At 60.1% G+C, this 26,477-nt stretch carries 21 protein-coding genes; 10 read left to right on the top strand and 11 right to left on the bottom strand.

Features of this window, described 5'->3' with window-relative positions; all coding sequences use genetic code 11:
- Positions 1-93: 93 nt before the first annotated feature.
- The 8 genes from AC0L4F_RS13695 to AC0L4F_RS13660 form a co-directional block, all read right to left on the bottom strand.
- Positions 94-1,068, bottom strand: a complete 975-nt coding sequence (locus AC0L4F_RS13695) for an aldo/keto reductase (protein ID WP_244689140.1) — start codon at positions 1,066-1,068, stop codon at positions 94-96.
- A 159-nt stretch (positions 1,069-1,227) separates the two neighbouring features.
- On the bottom strand, positions 1,228-1,989 hold the full coding sequence (locus tag AC0L4F_RS13690; protein WP_244689724.1) for an SDR family oxidoreductase: 762 nt from the start codon (positions 1,987-1,989) through the stop codon (positions 1,228-1,230).
- Positions 1,990-1,991: 2 nt separating this feature from the next.
- The gene (locus tag AC0L4F_RS13685; RefSeq protein ID WP_244689138.1) at positions 1,992-3,032 is read right to left on the bottom strand and encodes a zinc-dependent alcohol dehydrogenase; all 1,041 of its coding nucleotides are present in this window, start codon (positions 3,030-3,032) and stop codon (positions 1,992-1,994) included.
- Positions 3,033-3,036: 4 nt separating this feature from the next.
- A complete protein-coding gene (locus AC0L4F_RS13680; RefSeq protein ID WP_244689136.1) occupies positions 3,037-3,879 on the bottom strand; it encodes an amidohydrolase family protein in 843 nt (280 codons plus the stop codon).
- Positions 3,876-4,709, bottom strand: coding sequence for a carbohydrate ABC transporter permease (locus tag AC0L4F_RS13675; protein WP_244689135.1), 834 nt, complete (start codon positions 4,707-4,709; stop codon positions 3,876-3,878). The genes AC0L4F_RS13680 and AC0L4F_RS13675 overlap by 4 nt, the downstream gene beginning before the upstream one ends.
- 1 nt (position 4,710) lies before the next feature.
- Entirely contained in the window at positions 4,711-5,631 is a 921-nt protein-coding gene (locus AC0L4F_RS13670) for a carbohydrate ABC transporter permease (RefSeq protein ID WP_244689133.1), read from the bottom strand.
- A gap of 60 nt (positions 5,632-5,691) precedes the next feature.
- On the bottom strand, positions 5,692-6,957 hold the full coding sequence (locus tag AC0L4F_RS13665) for an ABC transporter substrate-binding protein (protein WP_244689131.1): 1,266 nt from the start codon (positions 6,955-6,957) through the stop codon (positions 5,692-5,694).
- A 14-nt stretch (positions 6,958-6,971) separates the two neighbouring features.
- Positions 6,972-8,153 (bottom strand): mandelate racemase/muconate lactonizing enzyme family protein, encoded by a 1,182-nt coding sequence (locus AC0L4F_RS13660; protein WP_244689129.1) that lies wholly within the window; start codon positions 8,151-8,153, stop codon positions 6,972-6,974.
- Between the two features lie 153 nt (positions 8,154-8,306).
- On the opposite strand from AC0L4F_RS13660, the gene AC0L4F_RS13655 reads away from it, so the two are divergent.
- A complete protein-coding gene (locus AC0L4F_RS13655; RefSeq protein WP_244689127.1) occupies positions 8,307-8,942 on the top strand; it encodes a GntR family transcriptional regulator in 636 nt (211 codons plus the stop codon).
- A gap of 11 nt (positions 8,943-8,953) precedes the next feature.
- Complete coding sequence (locus AC0L4F_RS13650; RefSeq protein ID WP_244689125.1) at positions 8,954-10,033, top strand: ABC transporter ATP-binding protein; 1,080 nt, start codon at positions 8,954-8,956, stop codon at positions 10,031-10,033.
- A 315-nt stretch (positions 10,034-10,348) separates the two neighbouring features.
- On the opposite strand, the gene AC0L4F_RS13645 is transcribed toward AC0L4F_RS13650, so the two are convergent.
- Complete coding sequence (locus tag AC0L4F_RS13645) at positions 10,349-11,464, bottom strand: LacI family DNA-binding transcriptional regulator (protein WP_244689122.1); 1,116 nt, start codon at positions 11,462-11,464, stop codon at positions 10,349-10,351.
- A 187-nt stretch (positions 11,465-11,651) separates the two neighbouring features.
- Between AC0L4F_RS13645 and AC0L4F_RS13640 the strand changes: the two genes are divergently transcribed.
- From AC0L4F_RS13640 to AC0L4F_RS13605, 8 genes are all read left to right on the top strand, one after another.
- Positions 11,652-13,556: an ABC transporter substrate-binding protein gene (locus AC0L4F_RS13640; RefSeq protein ID WP_244689120.1), complete on the top strand. Its 1,905-nt coding sequence runs from the start codon at positions 11,652-11,654 to the stop codon at positions 13,554-13,556.
- A gap of 98 nt (positions 13,557-13,654) precedes the next feature.
- Complete coding sequence (locus AC0L4F_RS13635) at positions 13,655-15,769, top strand: family 10 glycosylhydrolase (RefSeq protein ID WP_244689118.1); 2,115 nt, start codon at positions 13,655-13,657, stop codon at positions 15,767-15,769.
- A 3-nt stretch (positions 15,770-15,772) separates the two neighbouring features.
- The gene (locus tag AC0L4F_RS13630) at positions 15,773-16,759 is read left to right on the top strand and encodes an ABC transporter permease (protein ID WP_244689116.1); all 987 of its coding nucleotides are present in this window, start codon (positions 15,773-15,775) and stop codon (positions 16,757-16,759) included.
- A 10-nt stretch (positions 16,760-16,769) separates the two neighbouring features.
- On the top strand, positions 16,770-17,948 hold the full coding sequence (locus tag AC0L4F_RS13625; protein WP_244689114.1) for an ABC transporter permease: 1,179 nt from the start codon (positions 16,770-16,772) through the stop codon (positions 17,946-17,948).
- Positions 17,948-19,678 (top strand): dipeptide ABC transporter ATP-binding protein, encoded by a 1,731-nt coding sequence (locus AC0L4F_RS13620; protein WP_244689112.1) that lies wholly within the window; start codon positions 17,948-17,950, stop codon positions 19,676-19,678. The genes AC0L4F_RS13625 and AC0L4F_RS13620 overlap by 1 nt, the downstream gene beginning before the upstream one ends.
- A gap of 12 nt (positions 19,679-19,690) precedes the next feature.
- Entirely contained in the window at positions 19,691-20,476 is a 786-nt protein-coding gene (otnI, locus tag AC0L4F_RS13615; protein ID WP_244689110.1) for a 2-oxo-tetronate isomerase, read from the top strand.
- A complete protein-coding gene (locus tag AC0L4F_RS13610; RefSeq protein WP_244689108.1) occupies positions 20,473-21,345 on the top strand; it encodes a 2-hydroxy-3-oxopropionate reductase in 873 nt (290 codons plus the stop codon). Before otnI ends, AC0L4F_RS13610 begins: the two co-directional genes overlap by 4 nt.
- 89 nt (positions 21,346-21,434) lie before the next feature.
- Positions 21,435-23,549: a beta-galactosidase gene (locus tag AC0L4F_RS13605; protein ID WP_244689106.1), complete on the top strand. Its 2,115-nt coding sequence runs from the start codon at positions 21,435-21,437 to the stop codon at positions 23,547-23,549.
- 190 nt (positions 23,550-23,739) lie between these two features.
- On the opposite strand, the gene AC0L4F_RS13600 is transcribed toward AC0L4F_RS13605, so the two are convergent.
- Both AC0L4F_RS13600 and AC0L4F_RS13595 read right to left on the bottom strand, forming a co-directional pair.
- Entirely contained in the window at positions 23,740-25,251 is a 1,512-nt protein-coding gene (locus AC0L4F_RS13600) for an aldehyde dehydrogenase (NADP(+)) (protein WP_244689104.1), read from the bottom strand.
- Between the two features lie 21 nt (positions 25,252-25,272).
- Complete coding sequence (locus tag AC0L4F_RS13595; RefSeq protein WP_244689102.1) at positions 25,273-26,409, bottom strand: iron-containing alcohol dehydrogenase; 1,137 nt, start codon at positions 26,407-26,409, stop codon at positions 25,273-25,275.
- Between the last annotated feature and the right edge of the window lie 68 nt (positions 26,410-26,477).

Below are 26,477 nucleotides of genomic sequence, written 5' to 3'. Positions count from 1 at the left end.
AAAAGTTGCGCGCGGTCTTTGCCCCCCTCAAAGAGAGTATTGCGCCCATGTCTTCATGCCGTGTCTACGTCTTGCGACGGCCTGCATGGATCGCTACAGACCTGCCGAAATTGCGGCAATGTCCGCGCCGTCCACCGCTTGTGCCAGCGCATCAAGGTTGCGCGCGAGCGTCGAAACCTTGCCGGAGGCGATAAGGATGGAAGCGACGCTGGGGTAATTCCGGGCGAAATGCAAGGCCGCGGTCGGCAGGGTCAGTCCGCGTTCAGCCGCCTTTTCCTGAAGACTGGCGACCTTGGTCTTGATCTCGTCGGACGCCGGTTTGTAGTTGTAGGTTGCGCCTTCGACCGGACCGGTTGCCAGAATGCCCGAGTTGAAGACACCTCCCAGAACCAGGCTGGTTCCTGCTTCGCGGCAACGTTCGGTCAGGGCCTCTTCTGCGGTACGCTCCAGAAGCGTCAACCGCCCGGCCAGCAGGATCACGTCAAGCGGCACTTCGTCCATCACGTCAAGACAGACCTGCGTTTCGTTCACGCCCAATCCAAAAGCCTTGATCCGGCCCATACGTTTCAGCCGCAGCAATTCGTCAAATCCCGACGACATGAGCGCGCTCATGTGCTTGTCGTTGGCCGCGCCATGTGTCCTGTGACCGATGTCATGGACATAGACAATATCGATGGTGTCGGTCTGAAGCCGGTCACAGCTTTGCGCGAAGGATTGTGCAATGCCATTGGCGGAATAGTCGTACCGCACGTCATTGGGCAGAGGATCAATAAAGCCGTCGGCATGGTTCATCGCCTGTCCGGGGGACAGGACGCGCCCGACCTTGGACGAGATCACGATATCGGCCCGGTCCCGGGTGGCCTGGAACCGGCCCAGACGTTCCTCTGACCTGCCCCGGCCATAATGGGGGGCCGTGTCGAAATAGCGGATGCCCGCCTTCCAGGCGTGATCGAGCACCGCAGAAGCCTCTTCGTCGCTGATCTTCCGGTACAGGTTTCCGATGGAGCCACAGCCAAAAGACACATCCGTGACCTCCAGCCCGGTCTTCCCGACAGATCGCTTGTTCATGGCTTCGCTCTCTTTGATGTTGTGAGACTTCGTTCGACGGGCAAGACCTGCGGGCACATCGGTGTTTGGCCCGGGGCAGGATGACGACCCCGGCCGCCTGTATGGACGGCCCGGGTGGCGCGCATCACGGGTGCGGCGCGTCAAGGATCGGCTGTTATCTCAGCGGCCCATCCAGCCGCCATCGACGACCAGGATCTCGCCGTTGACGTAATCCGACGCCGGGGATGCAAGGAACACGGCCGGGCCTGCGAAGTCCTGGGGGGTGCCCCAGCGACCGGCGGGGATACGTTCGAGGATGGATTTCGACCGGTCCGGGTCATCCTGCAACGCCTGGGTGTTGTCGGTGGCGATATAGCCGGGTGCGATGGCATTGACGTTCACGCCTTTGCCCGCCCATTCATTGGCCAGCGCCTTGGTCAACTGGCCGATGCCGCCTTTGGACGCCGCATAGCCCGGCACCGTGATGCCGCCCTGGAAGGTCAGAAGCGAGGCGGTAAAGATGATCTTGCCCCGGCCCCGTTCGACCATGCCACGGCCGATTTCACGGCTGAGCACGAATTGCGCCGACAGGTTGACCTCGATCACCTTATCCCACCAATCGTCGGGATGTTCCGCCGCCGGTTTGCGCTTGATGGTGCCGGCATTGTTCACAAGGATATCGGGCGCGATGCCGTCAGCCTCCAGCTGGGCGGCAAAGGCGGCCACGGCAGCACGGTCCGAAAAATCGCATTGATAGGCGGTGAACTTGCGCCCCAGCGCGGTCACTGCCTGCTCGACCTCGGAACCGGGGGCGAGCGTGGCACTGACACCGACGATATCGGCGCCAGCCTGTGCCAGCGCTTCGGCCATGCCGCGCCCGATGCCGCGCTTGGCACCGGTGACAACGGCGGTCTTGCCGCTCAGATCAAAGCTGCTCAACACGCTCATGCCGTTTCTCCGACCTTGATCAGGCTTTTCAGCGCGGTCGGGCTGGCGTCCAGCGCCTCGAAGGCCTTTTGAATATCGCCCAGCGGGCTGACATCGGTGATGACCGTATCCGCGTCGATCGCGCCCCTGGCCACCAATTCGATCGCCTTGTCGTAATCTTCGGGTTCATAGACCCGCGCGCCGATCAGCTTCAGCTCGCGCCAGAAGAACTGGAACATGTCGACAACCGGCTTTTTCGCATGGATCGCCACCATGCAGATGCGTCCGCGTGTTGCGGCCACGGCGGTCATCGCATCGACACCGGGTTGCGAGCCGGAGACCTCGAACACCACTTCCGCGCCCTTGCCACCGGTGCGGCCCTCGATCTCGGCCTTCAGGTCGGTTTCCATCGGGTTGACGGTGTCAAAACCCAGCTGCTCTGCGATTTTCAGACGGTGCGGATTGACCTCGGAGATCACAACCTTGCCGCCCGCATCGCGCGCCACCATGGCAACCAGAATGCCGATGGGGCCGCCGCCGATGACGACAACATCCTCGCCCGCCTGAAGCCCGGCCATGCGCACATCGTGACAGGCCACGGCCACCGGTTCGATCAACGCCGCATGGTCCAGCCGCATCCCGTCGGGCAGGGCGTGCAGGGTGAAGGCCTGCACATTCCACAGCTGTTGCAGCGCGCCATCGGTGTCGAGCCCGATGAATTTCAGGTTGTGGCTGATGTGATGATACCCCGCCTCGGTCGCCGGATTGGGCGCGCCGGGGTCCAGCGGGCGCACAACAATGGCGTCACCTTCGGACCAGCCTTCGACGCCATCGCCCACAGCCGAAATCACGCCGGACATCTCATGCCCGAGAATGCGCTCAAAGCCGACACGGGCGTCCATATTGCCGTGATAGGCATGCAGATCGGTGCCGCAGATGCCGCAATAGGCAACGCGCACCTGAACCTCGCCAGCCGCAGGGGGCCGCGCTTCGATCTCTTTTACTTCAAAGGTTTTGTTGCCGCGGTAATAGGCGGCGGTGATGGTCGAGTTGGTCATGGTGTCAATCTGCTTTCGAAGTTTGTAGGTTCCCGGCGCGGTCGAGGCGGTAAATCCGCTCTGCCACGCCGCCGAAGATCTGTGCACGCGCCGGGGGCAAAAGTTCCGTCAGAAGATCGCGGCTTGTGGCGCACCAATCGCGGTAGGTCGATGTTTCGTTCAGCACCGGCCAGTCGCTGCCCCAGATCAGCCGGGCGGGGCCGAACAGGCGCACCAGGGCCGAGGTGACCTGAGTGAGCGATGGTCCTGACACACAGGCCGTCAGCCCGGACAGCTTGCAGGTCACATTGGCGCAACCGGCAAGCCGTTCCATGCCGTGTTCCCATGCCGCAAGATCGGCAGGATCGGGCTTGGCCGCATGATCCACCACCATCCGCACCCCCGGATGCGCCAGGGCCAGATCCAGCGCCGGCGCGAGGTGGTGCGGTTGCACCAGCAGGTCGAGCACCAGATCAGCGGCCTCCAACTGCTTCAGGACCGGAGAGCCGATCAACCGGCGCAGCCAATCTGCCTCTGGCTGAGGCTGGGCCATGGCGCGCACACCGACGAGTGCCGGATCCTGCGACATCCGCATCAGATCATGTGCCCCCGCAGCTGTTTCAAGATCGACCCAGCCGACGACGCCGGCGATCCCCGGCGTGTCGCGCGCAAGGCCCAGCAGAAACTCTGTTTCCGCGACCTCTGGCACCGATTGCACCACGATGGTGCGTGCGATGCCATTGGCGATCAGTGACCCGGCAAGATCCTCGGGCATGTGATCGCGGTTCAGCACCGGTCTGTGCGGCCCGATCCAACCATATCCGCCGCGATCAAGCTGCCAGTAATGCTGATGGGCGTCGATGATCATTTTGTGGCCCCTGATGTCAGGCCCGAGACCAGCATGCGCTGCAACGGCAGGAACAAAAGCAGCGTGGGAACGGTCGCCACGACCGACCCGGCCATGACCGCGCCCCAATCGACCTGGACATCACCGAAATACTGGTAAAGCCCCAGCGGAATTGTCTTTTTGTCGTCCTTGGTGATCAGCGCCAGTGCCAAGAGATATTCCGACCAGCTTTGCAGGAAACCAAAGGTCGCCGCCGCCACCATGCCCGGCCACATGATCGGCAGCACGATGCGGGTCACCACAAAGAACCGCGAGGCGCCGTCGACAATCGCCGCCTCGTCGAGGCTGCGCGGGATCGTCGTCAGATAGCCCACCAGCAAATAGATGGTGAAAGGCGTGATAAAGGCGGTGTAGCACAGGATCAGACCCACCTGGCTGTTGATCAGGCCCGCGCGCGCAAACAGGATGAAGATCGGGTTGACCAGGATGATCCAGGGAAAGAACTGCCCGCCCATGATCGAGCCGAACACCAACATCCGGCCGGGAAAGCGGAACCGCGACAGGCCATAAGCCGCAAAGAGCGAGATCGTACAGGCCAGCAACGTCGCGGTGATGCAGACAAAGAGGCTGTTGATCACGTAGATCCAATACCCGTCGCTGAGCACGCGGATGTAATTGTTGAGCGTCCAGCCGCCCGACGCCGCGCCGAGCGAGACCGAGATATTCTCGAACGAGCCTTTGAAGACGAACCAGGCGGGCGCCAGCAGGAAGACGGCGAACAGCGCAAAGAGCGCCAGCATGGAGCCATTCTCGATGTACTTGGCGGCACCTTTCTTGTGGAAGGTCTGCATCTTATCCTACCTTGTCCTGCATGTCGGAAAGCCCGAAGAAGCGGAAATAGAGCGCGCCAAAGACGCCCATGACGATGGCCATTGTCACGCCGATGGCCGCGGAATAGCCGATACGCAAATCGACAAAGGCCTTGAGATAGACCTCGGTGGCCAGCACGTTGGTATAGGTGCCGGGGCCCGCGCCAGTGGTCAGCCAGACATAGACGAAGTTGTTGAAGGTCCAGATCACGCTCATCAACGTAAGCACCGAGATTGTCGGCATCAGGTAGGGCAGCGTCACAAAGCGGAACATCTGAAACCGGTTGGCGCCGTCGATCTCGCCCGCCTCATAGAGCTCGCCCGGCACGGTCTGAAGCGAGGCCAGCAGCGAGACACCGATCAGCGGCGTGGTGTTCCACACAACGATGGTGACAATCGAGGGCCAGACAGTTGCCAGATCTGCGGTAAAGGCGATAGGGTCGTCGATCAGCCCAAAGTTCAACAGCCAGCGGTTCAGCGGACCATTGGTCGGCTCAAACAGCCAGCGCCAGGCGATGACCGCGACAACCGGCGGCGTGGCCCAGGGCACCAGCAAGATCAACCGGGCAATGGTGGTCATCCTCATGTTGCGCAACACGTTGGAGTTCAGCAGCAACGCAAAGCCAAGCCCGAGGATCATGCGGATCGTGACCGACACCGCCGTCAGCCAGAAGATCGTGTTAAAGGCAATGTGGAAGGACGACGACGAGGTCAGGAATTCCCAGTAGTTTGCTAGCCCAACCCAGTCGCCGCCCTGGCGCAGCTTGAGCAGGGTGATGTCGGTGAAGCTGAGTTCAAGGTTGTAGAGCGTCGGGTAGAGATAGAAGCCGACGAGTACCAGGAACGTCGGGAACAACATGGCAAAGACCGTCATCCGGTCGCGCATCAACGGGCTTAATTTCATCGGATCCGATCCTGATTGGCGTGTCGGGGGCCGGCGCGTATGGTCGGCCCCCCGGGGCATTTACTGGTCAAGCATCCGGTTGATCTCGCCCAGCAGGTCGGCAGCGGCCTGATCCAGCGAGGTTTGGCCCGAAAGCGCGGTGCCGAAGGCACGTGAGGTCACGTTCCACAGCGGCCCGACACCGACGCCGCTTTCGGCATAGGCGCCCCATGTGCGGGTGTGATCGGCCAACTGCTTGGCAAAGCCCATCTCTTCGTCACGGTATTCGATTTGCGACAGCAGGGTTTTCTGCGCCGGGAACTGATTGGTGTAGTATTTCTCGAACAGCGGTGCCGAAGCGAGGAACTGGACAAGTTTCCATGCGGCTTCCGGTTCATCGGTGTTGGAATTCACCACCAGCGTCCGCCCGCCCAAATGGGTCAGCGGAGCAGAGTCGCCAGCCATCATGACGGTCGACTGGAACGGCAAAGGTTGGCCGGGGTTGGTCTCTTCATAGGCGCCCAGAAGCTGACGGTAGGTGTTGGTGGGCATCGCGGCAAAGGCCTGATCGCCATCAAGCAGCGCCTGCATCAGCGCCGGGTCATGCGGCTGGTCGATCGACAGGATGGATTTCGGCGCCAGACCCTCGTCGATGTAGGTCTTGAAATAGCCCATCGCTGCAGCGAGCTGATCCTGCGACACACCGATGTCATAGCCACCGTTGCCGTCGGCACTGATGAACTCAGCCCCGTTCGACCACAGGTAATAGTTCACCGGGAACCAGACCTGGTGCGCGGCGGGAAAGGCGAATCCGGTCTTGCCGGTCGTTTCCTTGATCGTGCGGCTGGCGGCCAGAAGTTCGTCCCAGGTGGTGGGGGCTGCGACACCGGCCTCTTCCAGCACGTCTGTGCGCATCACCATCGCCCAGGTGTCGGCGCTCCAGGGCAATCCCCAGTGCTGGCCTTCGTAGGCCGTCAAATCCGTGGCAATGAAATCATCAAAGCCGTTGGGCAGCGCGCCGTATTCCTGAAGCTCTTCGATGGGCAGGACGGCCTGGGCTTCGGCCATTTCCTGGGTCCAGACAAAGGCGATATGCACCACGTCCGGCCCCTGACCGACCGCGGATTCGCGCAGGAACTGGTCACGGCTGTCCTTCCACGAGATGGTTTCCAGCTCGACCTTGATGTCGGGGTTTGCCGCTTCGAATTCGTCCAGGGCCGCGCGCATTTCCTCGCGCTCGCTGTCGTTGAAGCGGAATGTGATGTTGGTCTCGGCTGTGGCCGAAACGGCCATCAGCCCTGCCAGCGCCGTCGAGAGCGTTAATGCCTTCAGCGTGGTGCGTTTCATGATGTTTCCTCCCATCAGTTTCTTGTCACTGTCGTTTCCGCAACGCAGAATCTGCGCAGCGCTTCGGGATCGGGTTCGAACCCGATCCCCGGTCCGTCCGGCACGGGCAATCTGCCCGCGTTCGGACGCAATTCCATGTCTCCCAAATCGGTGCGCAGCGGGTTGGGATTCGCGTCCAGCTCGACCCTGCCGTCACATTTTAGCGCCGACATGACATGTAGCGAGGCCGCAAGGCCCAGCGCCGTCCCCATATAGTGCAGCATCACCTGTGCCCCCTGGTCCAGCGCATCGCGCCCGACCTCCATCGCGCCAGAGATCCCGCCCCATTTCGCCACGTCCGGCTGGACCACGCCCAACCTGCCTTGCCCGACCATATCGGCGAACTGCCGGGCCGAGGTAATGTTCTCGCCCGCTGCAATCGGCACCGGGGTGCCCGATGCCACCTGGGCCCAGTCCCTGAGCGGGTCCAACGCAAAAATCGGTTCTTCGACAAAAGCCAAATCATGCGCCGCAAGCAGGTTGATCACCTCCGCCGCCTCTTGTCCTGACCAGTTCTGGTTGGCATCGACCCCCAGCATCATGCCCGCCGGGTCACCGGCGCGAAACCGTTCAAGCAGGCGCTTGTCGCCTGCCGCATCAAAGCCGACCTTCAGCTTGACGCCGGTGTGGCCCAATTCGATCAGCCGCTGGGCAAGATTGTCCGGGTTCTCGACCCGCGGCGAAGAGGCATAGACCGCCACATCGCCGGACGGATCTGTCGACAAGAGCCGCGCCAGCGGCACATTTGCCGTTTTGGCCGCCAGGTCCGCCGCCGCCATGTCGATCGCCGACAGACAATGGTTGAATGGCCCCGGCTCGCCGGTATGGACAATCATCCGGGCCCATTCCCGTTCCAGCCGGCCGCGCAGCGATGCCCAATCGCCGACATCTTTTCCCAAAAGGCTGTCACCAATCGGACCTTCGAACAGGGCGAGCTTTGCGAGATTGCCCTTGGGCGGATAGTTGCACCATGCCTCGCCCCAGCCAGTCAGGCCCAAATCCATCGTAAGTCGCACCAGCAACCCGTTGCGAACCGGCATCAGCGCCAGCGTCGAAACCGGCCCCTCTGGCACTTCACATGCAAGGGCAAAAACCTCGATCCGGTCGATGCGGCCTTCGACCATCTGGCTGGCCTTCAATGCGTTCCGAGCGTCCATGAAGTGTCTTCCCCGTTCAGTTGATGGGTGGATTAATTAGTGATTGACGAGTGATTGTCAACTGATTAATCAGTAGCCCAACCAGTGAATGCTGGCCGATGCATCACGCGGCATGTTACCAAGGCTGCAAATTCAACAGATGGAATGAAGTCGATGTCACGTGCAGACGCCTATCATGAGTTTCGAGAACGCCTTCTGTCGGGCGAGCTTGCGCCGGGCCAGTTTGTTACCCAGAAGGAGCTGGCAAAGCTTGCCGGGGTTCCCGTGGGCACAGCCCGCGAGGCGATCCAGCGATTACAGCACGAATCACTGCTGAAGGTGCATCCGCAGCGCGGCATTCAGGTGATCGACCTGACCACCAAATTCATCCGCAATTCCTTTGGCTTGCGCATGGCGCTTGAACTGCACGCGGTAGACAATTTTGCCTCTGGCGAATTTGAGACCGAGGTGGACGCGCTGATCGACGCCACCGGGGCCATGCTGGAAGAAGCCCAGCGCACAACCGACCCAGAGGTTCTGAAGCGTGCGGTGGATGTCGACTGGGACATGCACGACAAGCTGATCGAATGCCTGGACAATGCGCTGATCTCGGAGACCTATCAGATCAACGCCACCCGGTTGCGGCTGATCAAGGTCAGCAACCGCCTGTCGCCGGATCGCGTGCATTCGGCGCTGAAAGAGCACCTCGACGTCTTGCATCACTGCAAGGCGCGCGACGGAAACGGGGCCCAGAGAGCCCTGGCACATCATATGGACACGGCCCTGTCGCGCGCGCTTCAGGGAAAATAGGGAGCCTCGAAATGGCGCAGATCGAACTGAGTTCCGCCGTCAAGCGATACGGTAGTGTGGACGTTATCCACGGCATCGACGTGGATATCAAAGACGGCGAATTCGCCGTTCTAGTCGGCCCATCGGGCTGTGGCAAGTCGACCCTCCTGCGAATGATCGCGGGATTGGAGACGGTCTCGGACGGGGAAATCCGCATTGCCGACAAGGTGGTCAATGACCTGCGTCCAAAGGAACGCGGCATCGCGATGGTGTTCCAGAACTACGCGCTTTACCCGCATATGACGGTGCGCGAAAACATGGGGCTCTCGCTGCGACTGTCCAAGGTCGCGCCCGACACCATTCGCAGCAAGGTGGATGACGCGGCGGCGATTCTCGGGCTGGAGGCGCTTCTCGACCGCTATCCCCGCCAGCTTTCGGGTGGTCAGCGGCAGAGGGTGGCGATGGGACGCGCCATCGTGCGCGACCCTGCGGTGTTCCTGTTTGACGAACCCCTGTCGAACCTCGACGCCAAGCTGCGGGTCAAGATGCGCACCGAGATCAAGGCCCTGCACCAGCGGCTGAAGACCACGATTGTCTATGTCACCCACGACCAGATCGAAGCCATGACAATGGCCGACAAAATCATCGTGCTGGAGGGCGGTCACGTCTCGCAGGTCGGCACGCCGCTCGATCTTTATGACAACCCGCGCAACCGTTTCGTGGCCACTTTCATCGGGTCGCCCTCGATGAATATTCTGCCCGCTACGACGGGTGAAAACGGCACGCTGGTTCTAAAGGACGGGGCAACATTGACCATCGGGCATCACCTGCCGGCAGGGCAACAGGTCGAGTTTGGCATCCGCCCCGAGCACCTGAGCCTGACTGACACAGCCGACAACGCGCTGTCGGTGCAGGTCGTGGTGACCGAGCCGACCGGGGCAGAGACATATGCCGTGACCGACCTGCAAGACACCGAGGTTGTCGCCGTGCTGCGCGAGCGGGTCACTCTCGAATCCGGCAGCCGGATACACTTTGCCATAGACACAAATCACTGCCATCTGTTCGATCCGGCGACAGGAGATGCCATCAATCGAAATCCGGGATTGCAGTGACCGGCGGCATTGATGCAACAGCCCCACTGCGGCGGACGTCGCTTTCGTGAAACCTGAGGGAACAGCATGAAACGAATGGGCAAAATCACCGGGTGACGCCCGGAACATGTCGCCGAATACAAACGTGTACACGCCGATGTTTGGCCAATGGTGCAGGAGCGGTTTTGTCAGGTTGTTGGTGCCAGATCGAGTTTGCGGTGGCGCCCAAACTCAGGCGATCAACCTGGAGGTAAACCGCTTGCCTGCGCGGCCCGATCACGCTTGGCTATCCGGGTGCTGAATTTCTCAACTCATGCCCGGATTGCTTGGCTTTGGTCATGCCGCTCGGTACGAATTCAGTTCGCGCCCCGCGCGTTGGCGATGCCGTCTGCACACCGGTCCGGGTCGGGAACCCACAAGCCACAGCAGGATTCTACGGGAAGATCTTTCCAAACAGTCTTTCCTGCGTCTGAACAGAAGGCGCGGGCCCAGAAAGTCGCGCTCTATCAAGATATTTGGCACCCGCACTCGCCACGACATGTCGGGCCAATCCGCCACTGTCAGTCGCGAATGGATAAGCCGTACCGCCGCGCGGCCCATATCAATGCAATTGGTGTGAATGGTGGTCAGGGGCGGGCGGATGTAGCGCGCGGCGCTAAAATCACCGAATCCGACAACCGAAATATCTTCGGGTATACGCCACCCACGCGCCATCAGGTCCGTCACCGTGGTCAGCGCCAAATCGTCGATGGCGCAGAAAAATGCCGTCGGACGCGCGCCTTCGGCCAACAGGGCGTCAAACCGTTCGGAAAATCCGCCGCGGGTTTTCCAGGTCACGTCATGAACCAACGTTTTTTCGGCCATCAGGCTCAAGGCCGCTGTCATCCCGTTAAGCCGTTCGCGCCGCCCCCGCAGATCGAACGTCCCATGTATATAGGCGAACTCCCTATGGCCCAGACCATAGAGGTGCTTGGCGACCGCTTCGCCCGCTTCGTGGTCGGTGCCGCCAACGGAATCGGCCTGGTCGAGCGGCGCCAGCCAACCGTTGCAGACAATCGGAACCTTCAGCCCACGCAGCGCATTCAGATACCTTTCGTGGGTCACATTCACCGTCACCAGCCCATCACATTTGGAGGCAAAGCCCATCATTTCGTCAAAATCATGCATCCAGTGCACCTGTGCATCGTAGCCGACATTATTGGCCTCGATCTGTATGCCGGATTGGATTTGCGTGTGGATTTCGCCGTTGAAGTTGCCACCATCCCAAAAAATGGCCCCGATCACCCGCAACTCCTGTCGCGTGGGCAATTGGTATCCCAGCCGTTCCGCCACCGATAAAACCCGCTTCCGCGTCTTTTCGCTGACGCCTGATTTGCCGGCAAGCGCACGGGAAACGGCGAATTTCGACAGGCCGGTTTGTTCGGCAATTGTCTTCATTGTGACCCGCGACATGATCGAACCGTACCTTTCATACTAACCTAACGACGTTTAGTGAGTCAGATAAATACTTGAAAGTATTACTTATTTGAAAAATCTTCGTCAGATCGAAAGAAAATCTAGCCTAACTCTTTACCTAACGTTTGGTGAAAAGCAAGAATAAGTCACACAAGAACAAAAAACGCCACCAAGGAGGAAAACCATGCAAAGTCTGACAAGACGTCACTTTCTATCCACGGCAAGCGCGCTGGTTGGCGCGGGAACATCAGGGGTGTTGTTTCCCGCAGCGGCCGCATTTGCGCAGGATCTGCCCCCGCTAAATGAGCGGTTGCCGGAAAACCCGCTTGTGATCACGCCAACCGACCGACCCGGGAAACGGGGCGGGACATGGAACCATGCGCTTGTGGGTGGCGGATCGCTGTCGATGCTGGTGCGGTATCAGGGATACGAACCGCTTGTCCGATTTGACCCTGCCTGGACGAAAATCGAAGCAAACGTCGCCGAAAGCTGGGAGGTCAGCGCAGATTCCAGGACCTATACCTTCAATCTGCGCAAGGGTCACAAATGGTCCGACGGCACAGCCTATACCACCGAAGATATCCGGTTCTGGTATGAGGACCTTCTGCTTGACCCGGAAATAACATTGTCCAACCAAAGCTATTGGTCGACCGGCGGCGAGATCGGCAAGCTGGACGTGATTGACGAGACCACATTCAGCGTCACCTTTTCGGAACCCAACGGGTTTTTCCTTCAGAACCTTGCATGGGCACAGTTCGATCAGCTGACCCGCGCGCCTTCGGCCTATCTCAAGCAATTCCACGCCAAGTATAACCCCGACGCCGACAAGCTGGCGCAGGAGCGCGGGTTCGACAGCTGGGTTGCTTTGTTCCAGCGGGAACATGGGCTGCATCAGGACAATGTTTTCTTTCAAAATTCCAACCGTCCAACATTGAACGCATGGGCCTTTACCTCGGCCCCCGGCGAAGACACCGAACGCGCCATCGCCGTGCGCAACGATTACTATTTCAAGGTCGATACCGAAGGCACCCAGCTGCCATATTTTGACAAGGTAATGTACCAGATGGTCGCCGACCCAGAGGTTCTGTTGCTGAAGGCGCTGCAGGGTGAAGTTGATCTTATGGATCAATATATTGGCACCCCAACTAACAAACCCGTCCTGTTCGACGGAAAAGCAGACGGCGATTATGACTTTTATACGCTGAAAGAAAGCGCCGCTAATGTCATGGTATTTCAGCTTAACCTGAACCACACCGACGCCACCAAGCGCGACTTGTTCAACAAACGCGACTTCCGCGAGGCGCTTTCGATTGCCATCGACCGTCAGGCATTAATTGATGCGGTCTTTGTCGGGCAGGGCAGCCCCGCGCAGCCGTCGATCAGCGAAAATGATCCGCTATATAACGAACGGCTGGCCAAACAGCACACCGAATATGATCCGGATCGGGCGAACGAGATCCTTGATACCCTCGTGCCCGAACGTGACAGTGAAGGCTATCGTCTGGACGCCGAGGGCCGTCGTCTTTCGATTATCTTTGAAATTGACCAGGTGCGCACGACCTTTCTTGACATGTTCGAACTGGCGCTGCCGATGTTCCAGGACGTCGGAATTGATGCCCAAATCCGCACGATGGACCGGTCGCTTTGGGAAACCCGAGTGCGCAATGGCCGGGATTTTGACGCCTCGGCCCACCAGTTCGGCGCCAATGCCGGGATCGCTGCAATGATTGACCCGCGTTACTTGGTGCCGTTTTCGTCAAACTCGATCTATGCACCGGGCTGGGCACGTTACTATATCGACCCGACCGCAAGCGATGCCGAGGAACCGCCCGCCGAAATCAAGGCGCAGCAGGAATTGTATCGCAAACTGCTGTCGACGGGCGATCCCGATATGCAAAAGGAATTGTTCGGTCAGATGCTGAACAATGCGGCGGATCAGTTTCTGGTCTTTGGGGTCAGCCTGCCGCCGGATGGCTACGGTATCGTCAAGAACGACATGGTGAACACGATGGACGTCATGCCAAACAGTTTTGGCTGGCCGACCCCCGGTCCGGCGCGTCCAGAGCAGTTCTTCAAGTCGTCGACTTGACGACAAACTGGTGAGCGGTCCTCCCCCGCTCACCTCCTTTTCTTCAATTTTCCAAAATCACCGGCAGGGGTTCTCTGCCGCATACCAAAGGTCTGTCCATGTTCAACGCGCGAAAAGATACAGAAACTACGCTCAGAACCCCACATTGGTATCGCAGCGCGACCCGTTGGACCCAGCTCACATTGGCCGAGGATGACCCGATCAAGTTTGATCCAGAGCAGTGGATCGACATTTTCAAACGCACGAAATCCAACGCGACCTGTCTGTCTGCGGGGGGCTATATCGCCTATTATCCGTCCAAGGTGCCGCTGCATTACGTCAGTAAATATCTGGGCGACAGCGATCCGTTTGGCCAACTGGTGGACGGCGCACGCGGGTTGGGGATGCATGTCATGGCGCGTGTCGATCCGCATGCGATCCACCAAGAGGCCGCGGATGCGCATCCCGAATGGGTGGCCGTCGATGCCGATGGCAACCCGCGGCGCCACTGGGCCTATCCCGATGTCTGGGTGACCTGTGCCTATGGCAGCTATAACCGGGATTACATGCCGGAAATTGTCCGCGAACTGGTGCGGGATTATGACATTGATGCGGTGTTCGCCAACCGCTGGCAGGGGCATGGCATCTGCTATTGCAAGTCTTGTACAACCGATTTCGCCGCGACCACCGGTTTCGACCTGCCGCGCAGCACCGACACCGCCGATCCGGCGTGGCGCGCATGGTCCAAATGGCGCCGCAGCAAGCTGACCCAAATGGTTGTGGAATGGGACGAGGCGGTCAAGGCGATCAAACCCAACGCCAGCTTCATCCCCAACATGGGCGGTGCATCGCTGATGGAGTTTGAGCTGTCGCTGATTGAAAAGCATTGTCCTTTCCTCGTGGTTGACCATCAGGGCCGCGACGGGACAGAAGCGATTTGGAAAGCTGGCCGCAACGCCAAACGAATGCGCGCCACATTCCGCGAACGGCCCGTCATCCTGATCACCTCGGTCGGGCCAGAGGATCATCGCAACCGGTGGAAGGATAGCGTCACCACTGGGCCAGAGATCGAAAGCTGGATCACCGATGGCGCGATGCATGGCATGTTGCCATGGTTCACCAAGTTTAACGGGGTTGTGCCGGATGAACGCTGGATCGCGCCGGTGGCCGATGCATTCGATCTGCATGCCAAGGTAGAGCCGCTTTTGACCGCATCGTCTACTGCCACGGAAATCGCCGTGCTTGATGCCACCACGACCCTACGCCACTATGATTGGAATGATCGCGCCGCCGCCGAAGCAGACGAATTGGGCGTGGATCATGCGCTTATCGAATCCGGTCTGCCGTTTGAATTCATCTCTGACCATGCGATGAGCGCCGAACTGCTGGATCAATTCCGCCTGATTATCCTGCCCAACGCCGTATGCCTGTCTGATGCGCAATGTGCGCTGCTATCGGATTGGGTCGGGCGTGGCGGCAATCTGGTGGTGATGGGGGCCTCGGCCACCTGTGACCAGGACGGCACCCCGCGCGACGATTTCGGTCTGGCCGATGTGCTGGGCAGCCATCTTGCCAAGGGCCCGCGCGGCCCGCTGAAAAACACCTATGTTGCCTTTGCCGACACCGATCATGCGATCTGTCAGGGATTTGGACCGGCAAAACGGATTATCGGCGGCACCCGGCTGACCGATGTGACCGTCGAGGCCGATACCGGCGCGCCCGTGCTTTACGTTCCCGATTTCCCCGATCTTCCGATGGAAGAGGTTTACCCGCGCGAGGAACCGCATGGCCCGGCGATCATCACCCGCGAACATGCGTCTGGCGGGCGTACGGTGCATATTCCGTGGAACATCGGGGCCACGTTCAATGACGTGTTTGCCGAAGACCACAAGATACTGATCGAAAACGTTGTGCGCTGGACGCTGGGCACCGCGCCGATGCTGGACGTCACCGGCAAAGGCGTGATTGATCTGGCGGTGCGCACGACCGAAAACGGCGTGCTTGCGCTGATGACAAACCTGACCAATCCGATGATGATGAAGGGGCCAATCCGCGACATCTGGCCCGTTGAAGACATCACACTGCGCGCACGCCTGCCCAAAGGGGTCAGCGGTGCCAGTGCCCGGCTGGCTGTCGCGGGCCAAGATGCCAACGTGCGTATCGCGGCGGGAATCGCGCATGTCACGGTGCCGCGCATCGCACTGGCAGAAGTCGTGTCGATAGACTGGAGCTGAACTATGTTTGGGTACGTCCTGAAACGAATTGTGCTGATGATCCCGACGATGATCGGCATATCCTTTATTGCGTTTTTCATCATACAGTTGCCGCCGGGCGATTACCTGACGTCCGTCATCGCGTCGATGTCGGACAGCGGCCAGGACATGCACCCCGACGAGGTGCGCCGCATTCGCGCACTTTACGGTCTGGATGAGCCGATGATCGTGCAATATTTCAAATGGATCACCGGCATCTTGCTGCGCGGCGATTTCGGCTATTCCTTCGAATGGGGCCGCCCGGTCAGCGAGCTGATCTGGGACCGGATGGGCGCGACATTGGCGGTGTCCATGGCGTCTCTGTTATTCGTCTGGATCGTATCGCTGCCCATCGGTGTCTATTCCGCTGTGCGTCGCCATTCGATTGGCGATCATGTGTTCACGTTGTTTGGCTTTTTGGGTCTTGCGATCCCCAACTTCATTCTTGCGCTGACGTTGATGTACGTGGGGTATAAATACATGGGGCAAAGCGTTGGCGGATTGTATTCGCCAGAGTTTGTCGGTGCCCCTGCCAGCCTTGCCAAGTTCTGGGATTTGCTGAAACACCTGTGGATTCCGGTTGTGGTGATTGGCACCTCGGGCACCGCATCGCTGATCCGCATTCTGCGCGCCAATCTGACGGACGAGCTGTCAAAACCCTATGTCATCACTGCCCGCGCCAAGGGTTTGCCAGAGCATCAGGTCATCATGCGCTATCCGCTGCGCATCGCGCTGAACCCGTTTGTGTCGGCCATTGGCTGGGTTCTGCCGCAGTTGATTTCCGGCGTGACGATTACCGCCATCGTGTTGAACCTGCCCACCGCCGGACCGCTGCTGCTGCGCGCGCTGGTGGCACAGGACATGTATCTGGCGGGCAGTTTCATTCTGTTGATGGGCATTCTGACCCTGATCGGGATGTTGATTTCCGACCTACTTCTTGCGGCGCTCGATCCCCGCATCCGGTTCACCTGAGGAGCGTCCCATGACCCTTGTATCGCATTATGACGATCTGGCCGAAGAAACCGGCCCGGCAATTTCGCCCCTGAAACCCGGCGACGACCCCGACAAGATCGCGGTCGCCAGCCAATGGCAGCTGATCCGCGCCCGGTTCTTTGCCAACAAGGTCGCGGTGGTGGCGGGCATCATTGTCCTGCTGTTCTATTTCGTCGGGCTGTTTGCCGAGTTTCTGGCCCCGACAATTCCGTCCAAGGCGCAGCCGCGCTTTACCTATGCGCCGCCGCAAAGTCTTGCCTTCTTTGTCGAGGATGCGGAGGGCAACCGCCGGTTTCAACTGCATGTCAAAGGCTATGCAATGTCGGTTGACCCCGAAAGCCTGCGCCGTAGCTTCACCATCGACCCCGACAAGATCGTGCCGGTTGGTTTCTTCGTGAAGGGCGAACCCTATAAAATGTGGGGGGTGTTCGAGATGGAGCGTCGGCTCCTTGGGGCGATCAACAAACGCGACCCGATGAACCTGTTGGGCACCGACAGTCTTGGGCGTGATCTGCTGAGCCGGGTGATCTATGGCACGCGGGTGTCGATGTCGATCGGGTTGATCGGGGTGGCGTCGAGCCTGATCATCGGCACCGTTCTGGGGGCTTTGTCAGGGTTTTATGGTGGTTGGGTCGATCTGTCGGTCCAACGGTTGATCGAAATCATCTCGGCCATGCCGACCATCCCGCTTTGGCTGGGTCTGGCAGCGGCCATTCCGATCACCTGGTCGCCGCTCAAGGTCTATTTCGTGATAACGCTGATCGTGTCGCTGCTGGCCTGGACCGGGTTGGCCCGAGAGGTGCGGGGAAGGTTCTTTGCCCTCAAAGGCGAGGATTTCGTGACCGCCGCCACGCTGGATGGTTCCAGCCAGCGCCGAGTGATCTTTCGCCATATCCTGCCGTCGCTGACCTCGCATATCCTTGCGGTTGTGACGCTGGCGATCCCGACAATGATCGTGGCGGAAACCGCGCTCAGCTTTCTGGGAATCGGGCTGAAAGCCCCGGTTGTCAGCTGGGGTGTGCTGCTTCAGGACGCCCAGAATATCCGCACCGTCGCCACCGCACCCTGGCTGTTGATTTGGCCCTGCCTTGCGGTCGTGGTGTCGGTTCTGTCCTTCAACTTTCTCGGAGACGGGTTGCGCGATGCCGCCGATCCCTATGGTCACTGATGCAACAGACAGCCAATATACATGAACACACGGCCGCAGACGATCTGGCCCTTACGGTACGCAATCTGAGTGTCGATTATCACTTGCGGTCGCACATTCTGCATGCGGTGCGCGATGTCAGCTTTGACTTGGTCAAGGGCCGCACGCTGGCGCTGGTCGGGGAAAGCGGATCGGGAAAATCCGTCACCGCGCGGGCGCTTTTGCGGATCATTGACGCCCCGGCGCAGGTCACATCGGGCGAGATCACGCTGTTTGGCCCCGACGCGCCCTTGCGCGTGGATGAAATGGGCGAAAACAGCCGCGAAGTGCGGGCCATTCGCGGAAAACGCATTGGTCTGATCTTTCAGGAGCCGATGTCGTCGCTTTCGCCGGTGCGCACCATCGGGGCGCAGATTGTGGAATCCCTGCGCCTGCACCGCAAAATGACGGTTGCCGAGGCCAAGGCCGAGACGGTCAATCTGTTGCGTCAGGTTGAAATCGCACAACCGGAACAGATGGCTGACCGCTATACCTTTGAGTTTTCCGGCGGCATGCGGCAACGGGCGATGATCGCCATGGCGCTGGCCTGTGACCCAGAGGTTTTGATCGCGGATGAACCGACGACGGCGCTGGATGTGACCACACAGGCCGAGATCATGGATCTGATTGCGCGGCTGCAACATCAGCGTGGCATGGCGATGATGTTGATCACCCATGATCTGGGTCTGGTTGCGGAAATGGCCGATGATGTGGCCGTCATGCGGTTTGGCCGGATTGTCGAACAGGGGCCGACAGATGCGATTTTTCACGATCCGCAGACGGCCTATACCCGCAGATTGATCGACGCGACCATGCGGCTGGAAACCGGGCACAACCGACCGCCGCCGCCAATGGACGGGCCGCCGCTTTTGTCGGCCAAGGAGGTCAGCAAATACTTTGGCGAGGCCACCTGGCGGGGCAAGAAAAAGTGGGGGATCACCGCAGTCGACGGCGTCAGCCTGGATCTCTGGCCGGGCGAAAACCTTGGCATTGTAGGGGAAAGCGGATCCGGCAAGACGACGCTGGGCAAGATGCTGCTGCGCATTGTCGAACCCAGTACAGGCAAAGTGATCTGGCGGCCGGGTGCGGGCAATGGCGACGCGGCGGAACGTGACGTGACCGCGATGCCGAAAGAGGCGCTCAAGGGGTATCGCCGCGCTGTGCGCTTGGTGTTTCAGGATCCCTTTGCGTCGCTCAATCCGCGTATGACGGTGAAACAGGTTGTTGGCGATCCGCTGATCGTGGCCGGGTTGGCCAGCGGGTCCGCGCTGGAAGACCGGGTAGCGGAATTGCTGGACATGGTGGGCCTGCCACGCGACGCGATGGAGCGGTATCCGCACGCCTTTTCCGGCGGTCAGCGCCAGCGGATCGGGATTGCCCGGGCGCTTGCGCTTGACCCTGAAATCATCATCGCGGATGAGGCGACCAGCGCGCTTGATGTGTCGATCAGAGCGCAGATCCTTGATCTGCTGCTTGATCTGCAAAAGCGGCTGAACCTGTCCTTTGTGTTCATCGCCCACGACATTTCTGTCGTGCGCTATTTCTGTGATCGGGTCGCGGTGATGCATCGCGGCAAGATCGTTGAAACCGGCACCGCCGAACAGATCATTACCGATCCGCAGCACGACTATACCCAGTCGCTGATTTCGGCGGTGCCCAATCCGGATCCCCGCAACAAACGCATGGCAAGCCGTATTCGGTTTGCCAGCTGACAAGAGGATATTATGCCCAGATTTTCCGCCAATCTTTCCATGCTCTACAGTGAATATGGCTTTCTAGACCGTTTTGGCGCGGCTGCCGATGATGGCTTCAAGGCCGTTGAATACCTTGGTCCTTACGATGAAACCCCGGATGCCGTGGCCAAGGCGCTGGCTGACAACGGTTTGCATCAGGCGCTGTTCAATCTGCCGTCGGGTGATTGGGCCGGGGGTGAACGTGGCATTGCCGCGCTGCCGGGGCGCGAAGAAGAGTTTCAAGCGGGTGTCGCCCGCGCCATCACCTATGGCCGCGCCATTGGCTGTACACAGATCAATTGTTTGTCTGGTATCGTGCCTGCCGGGGCAAAGGCCGCCTGCGAAGCGGTTTTGGTCGAGAACCTGAAATTTGCCGCTGATCATCTTGCCGAGGCTGGCATTCGCCTGTTGGTCGAGCCGGTGAACACCCGCACCATTCCGGGCTTTGCAATTTCAACCACTGACCAATGGGAACGGATCGCCGCCGCCGTCGGCAGTCCAAACCTGTGGCTGCAATACGACTTCTTTCATATGCAGATCATGCAGGGTGATCTGATTCCGACGTTTGAGCGACTGCAACCGCGCATCGCCCACGTCCAAATCGCCGACACCCCCGGCCGACACGAACCTGGCACGGGCGAAATCAATCATCCCTTCCTCTTTCAGCGGCTGGATGCGCTTGGCTACGACGGCTGGGTGGGCTGCGAATATGCGCCACGGTCCGGCACGACCGAGGGACTGGGATGGATCAACCACATGACAGGAGCAACAGCGTGAAGATCGGATTTATCGGCCTTGGGGTCATGGGACGGCCCATGGCGAAACACTTGATTGATGCGGGTCATGAGGTCGCGGTGTCGCGGGTCAAGGAAGCATCGCGATTTCTGATCGACGCGGGCGCGCGTGAGGCGGCAAACGCCGCTGATGCCGCCCGCGAAGCAGAGGTCGTGATATTGATGCTGCCGGAAACCGAACACGTCGAAGAGGTGCTGTTTGGCGCAAACGGTGTGGTTGCAGAGCTGTCGCAGGGCGCGCTTGTGATCGACATGAGCTCCATCTCGCCCGTTGCAACGGTGGGCTTTGCCGAAAGAGTTGAGGCGGCAGGCGGTCTATGGGTGGATGCGCCAGTTTCCGGCGGTCAAAAGGGGGCCGAAACCGCCAGCCTGTCGATCATGTGCGGCGGATCTGACGCCGCGATGGACCGCGCGATGCCCATTCTGGAAACACTGGGCAAACGCATCACCCATGTGGGCCCGGCCGGCGATGGGCAGACCGCCAAGGTCTGCAATCAAATCATTGTTGGCCTGAACATTCAGGCGGTGGCCGAGGCGCTGACCTTGGCCGAAGCGGCGGGGGCGGATCCAGCCAAGGTGCGCGCCGCGCTGTTGGGCGGTTTTGCCGACAGCACGATCCTGCAAGTGCACGGCGAACGCATGATCAACCAGACATTCGATCCGGGTTTCCGCATTCGGCTGCACCGCAAGGACATGACGCTTGCCGTTGAAGCGGCCAAGGCACTGGATCTGATGCTGCCCAACACCGCCAATGTGCAGGGCATGATGAACGCAGCCGTCGGGCGTGGCGATGGCGATCTTGACCATTCGGGAATGATCCGAACGCTGCACGCGCTGTCCGGGCGCGGCTGACAACACAACGAAACGGCGGGGGGCTCGCTCTCGGTTCGGCGCTTTGGCCGCACCGCTGGGGAACCCTTTGCCCAAACCAAGGATAGAAGATGACCGCCAAGACACCGCAAATCCCGTTCGGAGCCGTCTATTTCCGCAAATCCAATCCGCCGCGCGAAGACTGGTCGCGCGACTATGGTATTGCGTCACAGGATGGGTTGAACACCTTTCGCCACTGGTTCATGTGGTCCGCGATCGAGCGCAAGCCTGGCGTCTTTGACTGGGACGATTGCGACCGTCAGCTGGATCTGGCGGCAGAAAACAACATGGCGACAGTGATCGCCGAATTCACCATGGCCGCGCCGGATTGGCTGCAACGCAAATATGCGCAGCACCGCCAGGTCAGCATTGACGGTAAATACATGGCCTCGACCCTCAGCCCGTCGGTGGCGGTGGGCGGTTTCGGGCAGGGTCTGGGCGGGGCGGGCGCGCTTACGCTGAATGCACCCGAAGTGCATGAAGCGGTGATGGAGTTCCTTACGACCCTGGCCACCCGGTACAAGGATCATCCCGGGCTCTACGGCTATGACGTGAACAACGAAGTCAACTATCAGCCGGATTTCGATTTCTCGGACGCCACTGCCGCGGCATTCCGTGTCTGGTTGCAAGAGAAATACGGATCCCTCGATGCCCTGGCCGAGGTCTGGCACCGTTATTCCTATGCCGAATGGGACGACATCATGCCGCCACGGCAGGTCCAACCCTATGCCGAATGCTATGATTGGCTTCGGTTTCGTCGGGACAACTTCTATGATCATGTAGAGGACAAGATCGCCACGATTCGTGCCGTCGATCCGCATGCCAAGATCATCTCGCACGGGATTGCCGGGGCTGTGACTGCGCTGGGTCGGCATGGCTGTGACGATTGGCGCGCGGCCAGTCAGGTGGATATCTACGGCTATACCTGGATTGCGGCGCGCAAGGGCAATCAGGCCTGGCGCAACTTCTTTGCCGGGGATTTGATCCGTGGCGCGTCACGTGGCAAACCGTTCTGGCATGCCGAGCGTCAGGGTGGGCCGCTCTGGATGCAGCCGCAGGTCATGGGCCGTGACAAGGACGATGCCCGCGTCGCAGAACCAGCCGACATTCGCCTGTGGTCATTGGCCTCTTTTGCCGCTGGGGCACGGGGGATGATGAATCTGCGGTATCGCCCGCTTCTGGATGGGCCGTTGTTCGGGGCGTTCGGCAGCTATGGCATGGACGGCAGCCGGACCGAACGGTCCGACATGGCCGCCAGCATTGCGCAATGGACAAACGCGCCAGAACAAGCCGATGCAATGGCCGCAAAACCGATGCGCGGCGAGGTCGGCCTGCTGTTCGCGGATGAGACACAGATGTTTGACAGCCTGTTGTCGGCCGAGGGTCAGTTCAAGACCTTTCAAGAGGCAATGTGGGGGGCCTATCGCGGGTTCATGGACGCGGGTTTGCAACCGGATTGGGTGCATCCCGATGACATGGACGGGTACGACGTGATCTATGCGCCATACCCCGTTATGTGGCCTCGCGCGGTGGCCGAGCGCATTCGCGATTGGGTCGCTGCGGGTGGCACCCTGATTTCCGAGGCTTGCCCGGCCTATTTCGGCGATCATGGTCGGGTGGGCGTGCATCAACCGAACTTCGGTCTGGATCAGATGTTCGGCGCGCGCGAGGTCGAGGTGGAGTTCATGCCCGACATTGCCGACCACGCGCATTTCGAATTGAATGGCACGCGCATGACCTGTGGCGGGTTTCGGCAAGCCTATGATGCGCCCGAGGCCGAAGTTCTGGCGCGGTTTCCCGATGGCAAAGCCGCCATCGTGGCCAATACACATGGGGCGGGTCGCACGCTTTTGGTGGGATCGCATCTGTCGGCGGCGGATTTCCAGGCCAAAGAAACGGGCGGGTCAGGTGCCCCCGGCTGGTGGGATTTCGTCTGCGATTGGGCAGGGGTCACAGCCAATGTCACCTGCACCAACAGCGCCGTGATCACGCGGCTACACCGGTCGGAAAGCGCCAGATATGTCTGGTGCATCAACCCCACAAACCGCCCGCAGACCTGCCGGATCTCCATTGATGGCGCGCCGGTCGAGGGCAGGCCGCTTTGGCTGGACGGCACCGACCGGGGGGCTGGCACTTTCGATCTGACGGACCGGGGGGCATTGGTCGTGTCTGTGCCCGACTCCTAGAAATGGCGTTCTGGACCTGTAACGGCCCGGTTAGGGGGGTATCGCAAGGTCTCTGGCGCAACGACCTAGGCGAGCAGCTGTGTGTATTCGCCGGGCTGAAGCCGCCGATTTCTGCTCGCCAAATGTAAAATGCGCCCTGTCCGTTGGACAGGGCGCTTCGGCCAGCTGGAAGAAATCTGACCGGCGGTTCTTAGAAAGCTTCCGGCAGAAGGGCGTCCGGGAAGTTTTGATAGCTGACCGGGCGCAGGAAGCGTCGGATCGCCAGGGTTCCGACGGACGTCGCCCCGAAGTTTGTCGAGGCGGGATAGGGGCCGCCATGAACCATTGCATCCGCGACCTCGACCCCGGTCGGGAAGCCATTGACCAGCAAGCGTCCGGCTTTGCGTTCGATGATCGGGACCAGTGGCTTGGCGGCCTCGATGTCGCCCTTATCCATGTGCAATGTCATGGTCAGCTGGCCTTCGAAGCCTTTGGCCAGTTCCTGCATCTCTTCAACGTCAGAGACCCGGACCACAAGACCCAATGGGCCAAAAACCTCTTCTCCCAACGCATGGTCCTGAAGATAGTTTTGCGCGTCCGTCTCGTAGAGGTTCGGCGAGGCGTTCCGACCTTCATCAGTGTTGGTCAGCACCGGCTTCACGGCGTTGCGGCCCTCAAAGCGGGATTTTCCGTCTTGGTAGGCTTGCGCAATGCCATCCGTCAGCATGGTCTGGGCGGCAACCGCCTCCAATGCGGCTTTGGCCGCAGCGACAATAGCGTCACCTTCCGCGCCCTTCTGAATCACGGCAATGCCGGGATTTGTACAGAACTGGCCCGCGCCCATGGTCAGCGACCCGGCCCAGCCGGTACCGATGGCTTCACCGCGGGCTTTGGTCGCCTCTGGCAGCACAAACATCGGGTTAACGCTGCCCAATTCCCCGAAGAAAGGGATAGGCTCGGGCCGCTGAGCGCAGAGATCAAACAGAGCGCGACCACCACCGAGCGAGCCAGTGAAACCCACCGCCTTGATCAGCGGATGTTGCACCAGACTGGTCCCGACGTCACGCTTGCCGCCCTGAATCAGGCTGAAGACGCCCGGATGCTGGCCGGTCTTCTGAATGGCTGCGTGGATCGCCTCGGCCACAATCTCGCCCGTGCCGGGGTGGGCCGAATGGCCTTTGACCACGACAGGGCAGCCCGCTGCGAGCCCGGCGGCGGTGTCGCCACCAGCGGTGGAGAACGCCAGAGGAAAGTTGGATGCGCCGAACACGGCCACTGGACCTATGGGCCGCTGCACCATCTTCAGGTCGGGACGCGGCAGGGGCGCGCGATCCGGCAGCGCATCATCATGGCGTTTGTCCAGATAGGCGCCATCGCGGATATGCGATGCGAACAAGCGCAACTGGCCAACGGTTCTTCCGCGTTCGCCTTGCAGGCGCGCCTCCGGCAAACCGGTTTCCTGTGTTCCTATCTCGGTAATCGCGTCGCCGCGCGCGTCGATTTCGTCTGCAATGGCCTCCAGAAATACGGCGCGTTCTTCGCGCGTGCTGTTTCCATAGCTGAGAAACGCATCCTCAGCCGCTTGACAGGCCTGGTCCACCAATTCGACCGTGCCGACCGAAAACGCGTGAGAGGGGCCATGGGCCGGGCTGCTGTCAAACGTGGCATCATTGGCGACCCATGCGCCGGCGATAAGATGTTTTCCATGAGGTGTGAATGTCATATCTTGCTTTCTCTTTCCGCTTCAGTAGGAGTCTTCCAGCATCGCCATGTAGTCATCGGCGCTGGCATCTATTGGATTTGTCTTGTGGCTGTGATCCGCCAGCGCACCTGTAATGATCCGGTCAAACAGGTCTTTGGTGACGCCCATTTCAGACAGTGTTGTGGGCAGGCCAATGGCGGCGGTCATATCCTTGATGGCCATCTCGATGTCATCGCCCGAGGACAGGTTCATGGCGTTTGCCATGATGGCATATTTGTCTTCAGACACCGAGGTCGGCGCGGCTCTGTTGAACTTTAGGACCGCTGGCATGAAAACGGCGTTTAGTGTGCCGTGATGCAATTTCGGGTTAATACCGCCAAGCGCATGGCTGAGACTGTGCACACATCCCAGACCCTTTTGGAACGCCATGGCGCCCATGGTTGCGGCGATGGCCATATTGCCGCGTGCGTCTTTGTCATCGGGGGTTTCAGTGGCCTTGCGAATATTCGCCCAACTGCGGCGCAAACCTTCCAGCGCAATTCCATCCGCTGGCGGATTGAAAGACGGGGCAAGGTAGGTTTCGATGCAATGCGAAATCGCGTCCATCCCGGTGGCCGCGGTCAGCATGGGCGGCAAACTCATGGTCAGCGCCGGGTCAACGATCGCGGTCTTCGGGATCAGATAGGGCGACAAAAGACCCACCTTGCGGCCATCGTCCAGAATGACGATCGCCGCGCGCCCCACCTCGCTGCCTGTCCCGGAGGTTGTCGGAACGGCGATCATCGGGAAGGTTTTTGCGGTGATCTTTTCCAGCCCGCCTTCGATCAATGCATAGGTCTTAAGCTCGCCGCCATGGGCCGCCAGGATTGCGACACCTTTGGCCAGATCCAAAGCAGAGCCACCACCAATGGCAATGATACCATCTGCATTGGATGCGGTGAAAGCTTCGGACGCGGCGCGCACCGCTGCTTCGTTTGGGTTGCCAGGGGTCTCGTCATAGACGCCCACAGGCGACGTCGAGATTGCGGCTTCTATCTTGTCAAGAAAGCCAAGAGCGCGCACGCCCTTGTCCGTGACAATGAAGGGGCGTTGAATGCCAGCCAGGGCAAGCTCTGCCTTTAGAGTGGCCAGTTCGCCAAACCCGAATTGCACTCGGGTGATGTAGTTGATCAGCCCCATGGGCTACTCCCTGTTTCCAAAAAGAGATGCCGGATTTGCGATCCGGGCCTCGTCTGCGCCAGAATCAC

This window comes from Marinovum sp. J2-8 (assembly GCF_055808435.1).
The sequence above is the reverse complement of the archived record's forward strand: the minus strand, read 5'-3'. Positions and strand labels throughout refer to the sequence as shown.